The sequence below is a fragment of the Micromonospora sp. NPDC002575 genome (genome assembly GCF_042889525.1).
Lineage (GTDB): Bacteria > Actinomycetota > Actinomycetes > Mycobacteriales > Micromonosporaceae > Micromonospora > Micromonospora carbonacea.
Genome location: NZ_JBIARA010000013.1, coordinates 133,939 through 146,428, shown reverse-complemented (window position 1 = coordinate 146,428; position 12,490 = coordinate 133,939). Strand labels below are relative to the sequence as shown.

General features: G+C 73.9%; 9 protein-coding genes. 2 read left to right on the top strand and 7 right to left on the bottom strand.

All coding sequences use genetic code 11. From position 1 onward, the window contains the following. Positions 1-61: 61 nt before the first annotated feature. From ACFYWL_RS20315 to ACFYWL_RS20285, 7 genes are all read right to left on the bottom strand, one after another. Positions 62-820, bottom strand: a complete 759-nt coding sequence (locus tag ACFYWL_RS20315) for an HD domain-containing protein (RefSeq protein WP_386975026.1) — start codon at positions 818-820, stop codon at positions 62-64. 472 nt (positions 821-1,292) lie between these two features. Then, entirely contained in the window at positions 1,293-2,642 is a 1,350-nt protein-coding gene (locus ACFYWL_RS20310; protein ID WP_386974861.1) for a polysaccharide lyase family 1 protein, read from the bottom strand. 252 nt (positions 2,643-2,894) lie between these two features. Then, entirely contained in the window at positions 2,895-4,091 is a 1,197-nt protein-coding gene (locus tag ACFYWL_RS20305) for a Gfo/Idh/MocA family protein (protein ID WP_386974859.1), read from the bottom strand. Positions 4,092-4,121: 30 nt separating this feature from the next. Beyond that, positions 4,122-5,612 carry a mannitol dehydrogenase family protein gene (locus tag ACFYWL_RS20300; protein ID WP_386974857.1) on the bottom strand — a complete coding sequence of 497 codons (1,491 nt, stop codon included), beginning with the start codon at positions 5,610-5,612 and terminating at the stop codon, positions 4,122-4,124. Beyond that, a complete protein-coding gene (locus tag ACFYWL_RS20295; protein WP_386974855.1) occupies positions 5,603-6,907 on the bottom strand; it encodes an enolase C-terminal domain-like protein in 1,305 nt (434 codons plus the stop codon). Before ACFYWL_RS20295 ends, ACFYWL_RS20300 begins: the two co-directional genes overlap by 10 nt. Then, positions 6,904-8,334 carry a glucuronate isomerase gene (gene uxaC / locus ACFYWL_RS20290; protein WP_386974853.1) on the bottom strand — a complete coding sequence of 477 codons (1,431 nt, stop codon included), beginning with the start codon at positions 8,332-8,334 and terminating at the stop codon, positions 6,904-6,906. The genes ACFYWL_RS20295 and uxaC overlap by 4 nt, the downstream gene beginning before the upstream one ends. An 88-nt stretch (positions 8,335-8,422) precedes the next feature. Beyond that, complete coding sequence (locus tag ACFYWL_RS20285) at positions 8,423-9,751, bottom strand: Gfo/Idh/MocA family protein (RefSeq protein WP_386974851.1); 1,329 nt, start codon at positions 9,749-9,751, stop codon at positions 8,423-8,425. Between the two features lie 237 nt (positions 9,752-9,988). On the opposite strand from ACFYWL_RS20285, the gene ACFYWL_RS20280 reads away from it, so the two are divergent. Next, the gene (locus ACFYWL_RS20280) at positions 9,989-11,113 is read left to right on the top strand and encodes a LacI family DNA-binding transcriptional regulator (RefSeq protein WP_386974849.1); all 1,125 of its coding nucleotides are present in this window, start codon (positions 9,989-9,991) and stop codon (positions 11,111-11,113) included. Positions 11,114-11,132: 19 nt separating this feature from the next. Then, positions 11,133-12,470 (top strand): ABC transporter substrate-binding protein, encoded by a 1,338-nt coding sequence (locus ACFYWL_RS20275; protein ID WP_386974847.1) that lies wholly within the window; start codon positions 11,133-11,135, stop codon positions 12,468-12,470. The last annotated feature ends 20 nt before the right edge of the window (positions 12,471-12,490 follow it).

The following is a 12,490-nucleotide window of genomic DNA, read 5'->3' as shown; positions in this document are numbered from 1 at the left end:
GCGCCCGCCCAAGCCGCGTTCGCCCGGGCCGCGTTCGCCCGCGCCCGCCGGGCCCGCGCGCTCACCGGCCGGTCGACGCCCCGGCGTCCACCGGCTGGTCGAGGATCGCGGCGAAGCGTTCCTCGGCGAGGTCGAGCTGGCCGAAGATGTGCTGCTTGACCGCCGGCGTGAGCGGGGTGTCCGGCCGGGCGATCAGCTCCCGGTAGACCGGCACCAGCGGGCGGTACTTCGTCGCGGACGAGAACACCTTCGGCCCGACGGTGTGGATCACCCCGACCCCGTTGTCGGTGAAGTCGGAGACCTTGATGACCCGGGCCCACGGCTCGCGGTCCAGGCTGGCCGCCACGTGCTCCCGGTACTGCACGTGCCGGTCCCGGCCCGGGTCGTACACCGGATTGGTGACCGCGGCGACCAGCCGCGCGACCCGCGGGCCGAACCGCGCGGCGATCGTCGCCAGCGCCGCCGCCGCGCGGTCGTCGCCGGCCGCCGGCCCCGCCGGGTGCGCGCCCGCCAGCTCCGCCGGGTGGTCCTCCACGGCGTCGTGCAGCAGGCCGGCGACGATCACGTCCACGTCGCGCACCTGGTAGTGGTGCATCATCCGGATCGCGACCCGCAACAGGTGGTTCAGGTACGGCTCGCGCACCCGCCGGTCGTCGCGGTGCAGCTCGGCGGCGAGGTCGAGGGCTGCGCCGAGCCGGGAACGGGCCTCCTCGCCGAACGCGCGGATCTCCAGCCGGAACCGTTCCCGCAGGCCCGGCTCGCCGTGGATCTCGGTGATCGCGTGCATGGGCATCGAGGCCAGGTACGGCGGGAAGTCCATCCACCACTTATAGCTGATCTTCACCGTCGGTGGGCCTTCCCGTCGGCCTTGTGACGGGACCGTGGCCCGGCTCGGCGCCGCCGGTCAGGCAGCCGTCACCGTCAGGAGTGCACCGGGTTCGCGGCATCCGGTTGGATCGTCGCGCGGGGCCGCGGCGGCGTCCGGCCGGGCAGAACGATCGGGTAAACCGGGTGCTGGCGGTGCTGGAGCGCCGCCGCGGCCTCGGCGGGGAGGCGGTGCTGGGCGTGGTCGTGCTGTTGGTGGCGGCGCGGTTGTGGCGGCGCGGTTGTGGCGGCGCCACCGGGCGACCCGGCGGACCGGCCCGGCGCCCCGGTTCTGACCCCGCGCGGCGTGGCCCGCAGGGTCGGGGGGGGCGGGCCGGGGGGGGGGGGGGCCCCCCCCCCCCCCCCCCCCCCACAACGTAAGAAGGGGACCCTTCTCTACCATATGCGTTAACAAGGGGCCCCTCCTTTCACAGCGGCAGGCGGTTTGCGCCGGCGAGCGCACCGACCACGAGCGGGACCAGCGGCGCGGGCAGCACCTGACCGTGCCGCAGGGTCGGCGTCCAGCCGGCGTCGGCGCCCAAATCGGGGTCGTGGGTCGCGTTGTACGCGGCCACCAGGTCGACCGGGCGGGCCCGGTCGCCGTCGGCGCGCACCCAGTTGCCGCGGGTGGTGACGGCGGTGCCGCCCCAGTCGTACAGCAGGTCCTCGGCGGCGATGCCCGCGCCGAGGGTGAAGTGGTTGTTCTCCACGTACGCGGCGGACTGCACCCCGACGCCGACGGCGTACTCGAAGCCGTCGCCGGAGAGCCGGTACCAGTTGTTGTAGACGTCGACCTGGCCGAACCGGACGCGCGGCAGCCGCTGGAGCACGCGGTCGAACATGTTGTGGTGCAGGGTCACCTTGAGCCGGCCGACGTCGGGGCCGACGGTGTTCGACGAGCCGATCAGCATCAGCTTGTCCCGGCCGACGAACCGGTTGTAGGAGGCGGTGACCAGGCTGGCGGTGTGGGTGACGTCCAGCGACCCGTCGTGCACCTGGTAGGGGCGGCCGAAGTACACCGGCTGGGCGCTGTCGGGGTTGTCGCCGTCGGTGAACGTGTTGTGGTCGACCCAGACGTGCTCGCTGCGGCGCACCGAGACCTGGTCGTACTGGGAGTTCCAGTTGCCGGTCGCGCCGTCGGTCGGCGACCAGGCCGGGAAGCAGTCCCGGGCGTCGTCGAAGGTCAGGTTCCGCACGATCACATTGTCGGCGGTGTCGATCATCAGGGTCAGCCCGGTCAGCGTCGCCCCGCGCAGCCCGACGATGGTGGTGTTCGGGCCGACGTTGATCTGGGTCTGCTTCGTCTGGTTGGCCACCGAGCGCACCCGCGCGGCCTCCAGGGGGCCGGCCGGGGGCGTCATGCCCCAGACCGCCGGATCGTAGGTGGCCAGGTAGGCCGCCTGCGAGTACTCCGGGTCGGCCAGGTCGGCGCAGCCGAGCAGGCTGCCGTCGGCGGCCTCGAAGCCGTCGATCACGCCGTCGACGACGATCACCTTGGGGGTGGCGTTGGCGCGGTTGGTGGCGTTGTCGCCGCCGAGGGCGTCGACCAGCTCGGCGCGGGTGCGCACGAGGTGGACCTGGTCGGCGGCGGCGGCCGAGCCGCCGGTGGTGCCGACGCCGTCGGCCGCCCAGCCGTCGCCGGCGGGCAGCGTCTGGCGGGCGAAGCGCTCGACGGGCCGGGGCACCGGGCCGGCGGCGTGGGCGGTGGCCGCCGCCGGGCCCGGGGTGACCAGCAGGGACAGGGCGACCAGGGCCGCCCCGGAGAAGCGGTGACGCATGAGGACTCTCCGAAGGGGTCTGCGGTGCGGCGAATCCCGTGACGGGTAGGAAATGCCGGTGCGACTGACCGTAAGGAAAATCACTCAAGCGAGTCAATAACTTCTATATGCAGCTATGTTGCATCAAATTACGACAAGCGGCATCTGCCCGACCGGTCCTGGTCGCGAACGCGGTGGTTGCGCCCGGTTTGCGGGTCCGGCCGTCGCCCGTCGTTTGCAGCGCGTTCTCAGAGGCCCGGCAGCGGGCCCGCCTCAGCCGTCCCCCTCCCGCGTCAGCTCGGTGCGCACCGGCGGCACCGCCCACGGCACGCCCAGCTCCGACAGCAGCGCCCCGGACCCGGCCGCCGCCCGCAGCGCCGCGTTGACGCCGCGCACGGTCAGCACCCGCTGCGGCCCCCGGCCGGTCGCGGTCACCAGGTCGCCGCCGAGCAGCGTCGGCTCGGGCGCGGCCTGGACCGCCTCCAGCACGGCCGTGAACGGCGCCGTGCGGGCCAGCGGGGCGATCAGCGGAGTCCCGGCCGGGTCGGCCCGGTGCGCCAGCAGGTTCTCCAGCAGGCCACGCCGCCCCGGCACCTCCCGCGGCGCGTCGTCGCCGGGCAGCAGCAGCCGGTCCGTCGGATACTCCAGCACCGCCCGCCCGGCCGAGCCCGTCACGATCACCTCCCCGGCGACGAAGTCCTCGCCGGCCAGGGTCACCGCCGCCACGATCGGCGGCCCGGTGCGCGGCACGACCCGCAGGGCCGCCGTGTCGTCCACCTCGATGGGCCGCACCCGGTAGCGCTCCAGCTCGATCGTCGCCGGCCGCACCGGCGCGCCGGTGACGGCCTCGGCCACCGCGAGGCACTGCATCACGGCGTGGGCGAGCGGGTTGGCCAGCGCCCCGTCGAGCACCGGCCGGCCGTGCAGCGTGCGCCGGCCCGCCCACGGCGACCGCGCGTAGTAGCCGTCCGAACGCTGCCAGGCGGCCACCGTGGCGATGCCGGTGACCGTGCCGAGCCGCCCCGCCGCCACCGCCGCCGTCAGCTCGGCCAGCGCCGCCGAGCCGAGGGCCTGGAAGCCGACCTGGCAGGCCCGGCCCGTCTCGGCCAGGGCGGCGGCCAGCAGCCGGTGCTCGGCCATCGACAGCACCGGCGGCTTCTCCAGCAGCACGTCCGCCCCGGCGGCCAGCACGTCCCGGGCGATCGGCAGATGGGTGTGCGGCGGCGTGCAGACCACCACCACGTCCGGCTTCGCCGCCGCCAGCATCTCCGCGTGGTCGGTGAAGACCGCCGCGTCCGCCGGCAGCGCCGCCGCCGGCTCCGGCTCGATCGGGCGTACGTCGACCAGCGCGACCAGGCGCAGCCGGCCGGCGTCGTGCAGCGGCGCGATCGCCCGGCGGTGCCAGCGGCCGTGCCCGTTCGCGCCGATGACCGCCACCCGGGGCGGCGCGCCGGCCGCCCCCGCGCTCATGCCGCCCCCGCGCTCATGCCGCCCCCGCGCTCATGCCGCCCCCGCCAGGGTCGCCGCGACCCCGTGCCGGTGCAGGGCGGTCAGCCAGTCGGTGACGTCGGCGCGGACCTCGTCGTCGCCGGCCACCTCGGCGGGGAAGACCTCCCGCAGCCCGAACAGCGTCTCGACCACCCCGGCCGGGGTGCCGCCGGAGGCGGCCAGCGCCCCGGTGATCCGCTCGGCGAGCGGGTCGGCCAGCGGCAGCGCCGTGCCGTCGTCGGCACGCCCGCACACGAACCGCATCCACGCGGCCACCACCAGCGCCGACCAGCGGGCCGACCGGCCCGCCGCCCGCAGGTCCACGATGGTGTGCAGCACCCGCTGCGGGAGCTTCTGCGAGCCGTCCATGGCGATCTGGAGCGTGCGGTGGCGGATCGCCGGGTTGGCGAACCGCGCCAGCACCTCGTCGCCGTACGCGACCATCGACACCCCGTCCGGCGGGGTGAAGCTGACCGCCACCTCCTCGGCGACCAGCCGGCGCAGCATCCCGGTCAGCCCCGGCACGCCCAGCGCGTCGGCGACCGTCTCCCGCCCGGCGAGCGCGCCCAGGTAGGCGGTGGCCGAGTGCAGGCCGTTGAGGCCGCGCAGCTTCACCCGCTCCCACTGCCCCGCGTCGTCGGTGAGCACCGCGCCGGCCACCTCCCACGCCGGCCGGCCGCCCGGGAAGTCGTCCTCGATCACCCACTGGCGGTACGGCTCGGCGGCCACGGCCGCCAGGTCGGCGAAGCCCAGCGCGTCGCGGGCCGCGGCGAGGGTGTCGGCCGTGCTGGCCGGCACGATCCGGTCCACCATCGTCCCGGGGAACGTGACCCGCTCGGCCACCCAGGACAGCACCCGGTCGGACGCGCCGGAACGCGCCAGCGCCTGCTCGACCAGGCCGCGCAGCCGGGCCCCGTTGGCGGGCAGGTTGTCGCAGCTGACCAGCGCGACCGGCCCGGCGTCGGCCGCCGCCCGGGCGGCCAGCCCGCGCACCAGCAGGCCGGGCACCGTCGTCGGCGGCGCGTCGCCGGCCAGGTCGGCGGCGAGCGCCGGGTCGGGGCGCAGCCGCCCGGTCGCCGGGTCGAGCTGGTACGCCTTCTCCGTCACGGTCAGGGTGACCACCCGGATCGCCGGGTCGGCCAGCAGCGCGACCACCGCGTTCGGGTCGCTCGCCGCGTGCCGGACCCCGGCCAGGGCCCCGATCACCCGGGTGCTGCCGCCCTCGGCGGACAGGGTGGTCACGCTGAACAGGTTGTCCTGCGCGGCGAGCGCCTCGACGAGGCCGGTGCTGCGCGGGGCGACGCCGACGATACCCCAGTCGCCGCCGGCCGCGCCGACCGCCGCCTCGGTGTAGACGGCCTGGTGGGCGCGGTGGAACGCGCCGAGGCCCAGGTGCACGATGCCGGCCGGCACGGTGCCGGGGCGCAGCACCGGTCGGCTGGCCTCGGGCAGCCGGCGCAGCGCGGCCAGCCCGAGGCGGGACGCGCCCACGGTCACCGCCATGCCGGACCGTCCGGGAAGCGGAACTCGGCGATCGACTCGGGGCGCATGGTGGCGCTGTAGCCGGGCGCGCTGGGCAGCAGGTAACGCCCGCCCCGGGTGCGTACCGGGTCGACGAAGTGCTCGTGCAGGTGGTCGACGTACTCGACCATCCGGCCGTCGAGGCTGACGCCGACGCGCAGGAAGTCGAAGATGGCCAGGTGCTGGACGTACTCGCAGAGGCCGACGCCGCCGGCGTGCGGGCAGATCGGCACGCCGAACTTCGCCGCCATGACGATCTCCGCGAGCACCTCGTTGACCCCGCCGACGCGGCAGGCGTCGATCTGCATGACGCCGATCGCCTCGGCCTGGAGCAACTGCTTGAAGATCACCCGGTTGGCGGCCACCTCGCCGGTGGCCACCCGGCACCGGCCGCCGGTCAGCTCGGTCACCGCGCGGGCGATCCGGGCGTGGCCGAGGATGTCGTCGGCGTGCGTCGGCTCCTCGATCCAGTACGGGTCGACCTCCGCCAGCGCCGTCATGTTGCTGATCGCCTCGTCGACGTCCCACACCTGGTTGGCGTCCATCATCAGCAGCGCGTCCGGCCCGATCTCGGCGCGGATGATCCGCGCCCGGCGCAGGTCGTCGGCCGGCGGCCCGCCCACCTTCATCTTCATCGCCCGCCAGCCGGCCGCGTACGCCTCGCGGGTCAGCGCCCGGACCTTCTCGTCGGGGTAGCCCAGCCACCCCACCGACGTGGTGTACGAGGGAAAGCCGCCCTGCTCGAGCACCGCGAGCCGTTCGTCCCATCCGGTCAATCCCTTGTCGAGGATGGCGGTCGCCTCGTCGGGGGTGAGGGCGTCGGTGATGTGGTGGAAGTCGATGCTGGCCACCAGGTCCTCGGTGGGCAGCTCGGCGAGGAACCGCCACATCGGCCTGCCGGCGAGCTTGGCCCGCAGGTCCCACACGGCGTTGACCAGCGCGCCGGTGGCCATGTGGATGACGCCCTTCTCCGGGCCGAGCCAGCGCAGCTGCACGTCGGCGCTGAGCGAGCGCCAGAACCGCACCGGCTCGGCGGCGATCTCCTCGACCGTGCGGCCCCGCACGTGGTGGGCCAGGGCCCGCACGGCGGCGCAGGTGATCTCGTTGCCCCGCCCGTTGGTGAAGGTGAAGCCCGCGCCGACCACCCCGGCGTCGGTGCCCAGCTCGACGTACGTCGCCGAGTAGTCGCCCTTGTTGATCGCGTCCGAGCCGTCACCGGCCGCCGCGGTCGGGAAGCGCACGTCGTGCACGTCGATGGAGGTGATCCTGACACTCACAGCTTTTCCCCGATCTTGTAGACCCTCTTGGGCAGGCGGTAGGCGAGGTCGACGACCGTCTCGGCGGCCTCGTCCTCGGTCAGCCGGTGCTCGGCGACCAGCCGGGCGAGGAAGCCGGCGTCGACGCGGCGGGCCACGTCGTGGCGTACCGGGATGGAGCAGAACGCCCGGGTGTCGTCGACGAACCCGGCCGTGTTGTAGAAGCCGGCCGTCTCGGTGACGGCCTCCCGGAACCGGCGCAGCACCTCGGGGGAGTCCAGGAACCACCAGGGCGCGCCGAGGTAGAGGGCCGCGTAGCCGCCGGCGAGGGGGGCCAGCTCCCGGGTGAAGGTGTACTCGTCGAGGGTGTAGACCACCACCCGCAGCCGGGGGTCGTTGCCGTGGGCGTCCAGCAGCGGGGTGAGCGCGTGCAGGTACTCGGTGGCCTGCGGGATGTCGCCGCCGACGTCGCGCCCGTGCCGGGCGTACAGCCAGCGGTTGTGGTTGCGCACCGAGCCGGGGTGCAGCTGCATCACCAGGCCGTCGTCGAGCGACATCCGGGCGAACTCCAGCAGCATGTGCGCCCGGAACGCCTCCGCGTCGGCGGCGTCGGCCTCGCCGCGCCGGCCCCGCTCGTACAGCGCCGCGGCCTCCCGCGCGTCCAGGGCCAGGGTCTGCGCGGTCGGGTGGCCGTGGTCGGAGCAGGTCGCGCCGGCGGCGATGAACGCCTCCCGGCGTCGCCGCAGGGCGGCCAGGAAGCCGGCGTACGTGCCGGTGTCCTCCCCGGCGACCTCGCCGAGCCGTTCGACGTTGCCGGCCCAGTTGTCGAACTCCATGTCGACGACGTTGTCCGGGCGGAAGGTGGTGACCACCTTGCCGCCGGGGCCGCCCCAGCCGTCGGCGGCGAGCTTCGCGTGCTGGGCCAGGTCGTCCAGGGGCGACTCGGTGGTGGCCAGCACCTCGATGCCGAACCGGTCGAACAGGGCCCGGGGCCGGAACGCGGGCTCGGCGAGGCGGGCCGCGACCTCGTCGTACACGGCGTCGGCGGTGGCGGGCGACAGCGGCGTGTCCACCCCGAAGACCTCGGTGAGGGTCTGCTCCAGCCACAGCCGCGACGGGGTGCCCCGGAACAGGTGCCAGCCGTCGACGAAGCGCCGCCAGATCTTCCTGCCGTCGGTCTCCACCGGGCTGCCGTCCACCGTCGGGACGCCCAGCTCGGCCGGGGGCACGCCCTGGCTGAGCAGCATCCGGGTCAGGTAGTGGTCGGGCACGATGATCAGCCGGGACGGGTCCGGGAAGGGCTGGTCCTCGGCCAGCAGGGCCGGGTCGACGTGCCCGTGCGGGGAGATGATCGGTTGCTCCGCCGCCAGCGCGTACAGCTGCCGGGCCAGCGCGCGCACGCCCGGGTCGGCGGGTAGGAGCAGGTCGGGTCGGGAGGTGGTCGGCACGTCGGGGGGCTCCTCGGATGCGGTCGATGGTGCGGAGGCGGACCGGCGGGGCGGGCCGCGTCGGCGGCGCGCCCCCGGGCGCGGTCGGTCAGGGCAGGGCGAGCAGGTCGGCCACCCGGACGGCCTGGCCGGTCTCGAAGGACCGGTTGGCGGCCAGGCCGGTGAGCAGCGCGAGGGCGCCGTCGCGGGCGGTGGCCGCCCGGCGCAGCGGGTCCGTCGCGCCGCCGAAGAGCACCCGCGTCATCCGGGCGTCCGCGCCGCCGTGGCCCTGCCGGGTGTACCCCTCGACCTCGATGCGCCGCGGCGGCTGCCAGTAGGGGCGCAGCGTGAGCGTGGCCGACCCGCCCTCGGCGGCGGCCTCGGTGCCGTGCAGCGCCGCGCCCTTGAGCGCGCCGGCGGCCTGCGGGCTGACGAACTCGCTCTCCACGACCTCCAGTTCGAGGCGGCCCCGGCTGCCGTTGACCATCACCCGGTAGCCCTCCCAGGGGGCGTACGCGGTGAGGTGGTAGGTCATCGTCGCGCCCGTGGAGTAGCGGGCCAGCACGGCCATGTCGTCCTCGATGGTGACGCCGGGGGCGAAGACGTTCTGGTCCCGGTGGTAACCGTCCTCGGCCTCGGCGTCGAGGTACAGCTCGCGCAGCCGGGGGTGCTCGGCCATCCGCAGCGCGAACGGGTCGTCGGCGGCGGCCGGGGCGTCGTGTGCGCGTGCGTAGTCGCGGGCGTAGCCGTGCCGGCGGCCGGCGTCGCCGTAGAAGAACAGCCGGCCGGCGGCGTAGACCTCGACCGGCGTGGCGTCGAGCCACCAGTTGACCAGGTCGAAGTGGTGGCTGGCCTTGTGCACCATCAGCCCGCCGGAGTTGGCCTTGTCGCGGTGCCAGCGCCGGAAGTAGTCCGCGCCGTGCCGCACGTCGAGCAGCCACTCGAAGTGCACCGACCCGATCTCGCCCACCGCGCCCTCGGCGAGCAGCCGGCGCAGCTGTTCGTGCAAAGGGTTGTAGCGGTAGTTGAAGGCGACGGTGACGTGCCGGCCGGTCTCGGCGACCGCGTCCAGGATGCGCCGGCAGCGCGGCGCGTCGACGGTCATCGGCTTCTCCGAGACCACGTCACAGCCGGCGCGCAGGGCCGCCACGATGTACTCGTCGTGGGTGGCGTCGACGGTGGTGACGAGCACCGTGTCGACCCGCTCCTTGGCCAGCATCGCGGCGAACTCGTCGGCGCGGTACGTCGGCACCGGCGCGTGGCCCAGCTCGCCGAGCCACCGGTTGTGCGCGTCCATGCGGGCCTGGTTGACGTCGGCGAACGCGACCAGCTCGGCGGTGTCGGCGTGCTCGCGCACCAGCGCCCGGACGAACATCTCGGCCCGGGCGCCCGTGCCCACCACCGCGTGCCGGGTCCGTCCACCGGTTCTCGAAGACATCGTGTGGGCCTCCTGGCTGCCTGCAAAGGTTTGCAGTGAAGAAACCACGATCGATCGCGACGAGTCAACGACGGAAACAAAATCCGCGTCCCTTGTCCCACTTTGGAGGCATACGAACGCATGATGCGTGGCCGTTCGAAACCTGGTCGTAACCTTCGAGCGTTGACAGTGGAGCAACCGTTTGCATTAATTGGCGGCACCCACGTGACCGCAGCCACACCGGACGAAAGGGCCGCCGTGCCAGTCACCATCAGGGACGTCGCACGGGCCTCCGGCGTGCACATCTCGACGGTATCCCGCACGTTCTCCGCGCCGCACCTGGTGAACCCGGAGACCCGGGTCCGGGTGCTGGCCTGCGCCGAGGACCTCGGCTACCGGCCCAACCGCGCCGCGCGGGCCCTGATCACCGGCCGCACCCACAACATCGGCCTGATCATCGCCGACATCGCCAACCCGTTCTTCCCGCCACTGATCAAGGCGGCGGAGGGGCAGGCCCGGCACCGCGACTACCACATCTTCGTCGCGGACACCAACGAGGACCCGATGGCCGAGGAGGAACTGGTCCACGCCCTGGCCAAGCAGGTCGACGGGGTGCTGCTGTGCAGCCCTCGGATGAGCAACAGCCTCATCGAGCAGCTCAGCCGCGAGGTCCCGCTGGTGGTGATAAACCGCCAGGTGGCCGGCCTGCCCTGCGTGATGATGGACGTCGGGCAGGGCGCCCGCTCGGCGATCGAGCACCTCGTCGGCCTCGGCCACACCGCGATCGGCCTGCTCAGCGGGCCCCGTGGCTCCTGGACCAGCCGGGAGATCCGCCGCTCGGCCGCCGCCGCGGCCCGGGCCGGCGGCGCGGAGCTGACCGTCCTCGGCCCCAACCCGCCCACCGAGCACGGCGGCCTCGCGCTGGCCGAACACGTCCAGCGCAGCGGCGTCACCGCCGTGCTCGCCTACAACGACCTGATGGCGATCGGGCTGATCGAGGGCCTCGACGCCCTCGGGGTCCGGGTGCCGCAGGACGTCAGCGTCGTCGGCATCGACGACATCGCCCTGAGCCGGCTCACCCGGCCCAAGTTGACGACGGTGGCCACGCCTGCCGGGGCCGCCGGCCGGACGGCCGTCGACATGCTGCTGCAACAGGACACCGACGCGCCGCGGGGACTGCGGGGCGTCGGCAGGGGCACGGCAGTCGGCGCCCGTCGCACCACCGCACAGGTAATGCTCCAGACCGAGTTGGTCATCCGCGACTCCACCGGACCCGCTCCAGGGACCGGTAGCCCCGATGCCGTCCGTGTCGGCCCGGGTCCGCATCGCCCTGCGGACCCGGGCCGCCCGAGCGCGGCCACCGGTGGCGCTGTCGCCTCCTAACGCCAAGGAGTGAGCGCACATGCACCCCGCCACGCCCCCCACCGCCGGCACACCCACCGGGCGTTCCCACCGTACCCCCCGCCGTAGGCTGCTGCGCGGGCTCGTCGCCCTCGCCGTGGCCACGCCGCTGGTCCTCGGCGCCGCCGCCTGCGGCGACGACGACTCCGCCGGCGACGACGGCAAGGTCAAGCTCTCCATCTTCTGGTGGGGCGGCGAGGCCCGGGCCAAGCTGACCGACGACGCCCTCGCCCTCTACACCAAGAAGAACCCGAACGTCACGTTCGAGAAGACCTGGCAGGCCAACCAGGGCTACTTCGACAAGCTGGCCACCCTCACCGCCGGCGGCAACCCGCCGGACATCTTCCAGATCGACGACAACTACCTCGCCGAGTACGCGGCCCGCAACACCACCCTCGACCTGACCAGCTACGCCGACTCGGGCAAGCTCGACGTGTCGAAGTTCCCCAAGAGCCTGTGGCAGTACGGCGTGGTCGACGGCAAGCTCGCCGGCCTGGCCGCGGGCGAGAACACCCAGGGCCTGGTCTACAACAAGACCCTGCTCGCCAAGAACGGCCTCCCGGAGCCGACCACCGGCATGACCTGGGAGCAGCACATCGCCTGGGCCGAGCAGGTGGCGAAGAAGACCAAGATCCCCGGCACCATGGACCCCAGCGCCGACTACAAGGCGTTCTGGGTGTGGCTGCGCCAGCAGGGCAAGGACATGTACAAGGGCACGCAGCTCGGCTTCACCGTCGAGGACGTCACCCAGTGGTTCGAGCTGTGGAAGGGCGCCCGCGACCGGGGCGCGACCCCGACCCCGGACGTGATCCACGAGGGCAACGCCACCGACATCACCAAGCAGCTCGTGGTCACCGGCAAGGCCGGCACCTCCTGGGTGTGGGTCAACCAGATGCCGGAGCTGAAGAAGAACACCAAGGACGAGCTGGGCGTCGTCGCCTACCCGGGTGACCCGAGCGCCCAGTGGGCCCGCGCCTCCATGTACTGGTCGGTGTTCCGGGGCAGCAAGCACAAGGACATCGCCGTCGACGTGCTCGACTTCCTGGCCAACGACCCGGAGGCCGTCAAGATCCTCGGCACCGACCGGGGGCTGCCGTCCAACCTGGACCTGCGCCGCGTCGTCAGCGACGACACCACCGACCCCGCGATGAAGCAGTCCATCGCGGTGGAGACCGAGCTGGCCCAGAAGTTCGGCCAGTCGCCGCAGGTGCCGATCAAGGGCCACAGCAAGGTCCGCGCCGAGCTGATCAAGGCGGCGGAGGAGGCGCAGTACGGCCGGCTCGCCCCGGCCGCCGCGGCGGCCCTGTTCATGGACGCCTGCAAGTCCGCCATCGCCTGAACCGCCGCACACGCTCGGAA

Excerpts from the sequence above, each read along its gene's own strand:
- ACFYWL_RS20285 (WP_386974851.1), bottom strand. The coding sequence starts at position 9,751 with ATGTCTTCGAGAACCGGTGGACGGACCCGGCACGCGGTGGTGGGCACG.
- ACFYWL_RS20300 (WP_386974857.1), bottom strand. The coding sequence starts at position 5,612 with ATGGCGGTGACCGTGGGCGCGTCCCGCCTCGGGCTGGCCGCGCTGCGC.
- ACFYWL_RS20310 (WP_386974861.1), bottom strand. The coding sequence starts at position 2,642 with ATGCGTCACCGCTTCTCCGGGGCGGCCCTGGTCGCCCTGTCCCTGCTG.
- ACFYWL_RS20305 (WP_386974859.1), bottom strand. The coding sequence starts at position 4,091 with ATGAGCGCGGGGGCGGCCGGCGCGCCGCCCCGGGTGGCGGTCATCGGC.
- ACFYWL_RS20315 (WP_386975026.1), bottom strand. The coding sequence starts at position 820 with ATGGACTTCCCGCCGTACCTGGCCTCGATGCCCATGCACGCGATCACC.
- ACFYWL_RS20275 (WP_386974847.1), top strand. The coding sequence starts at position 11,133 with ATGCACCCCGCCACGCCCCCCACCGCCGGCACACCCACCGGGCGTTCC.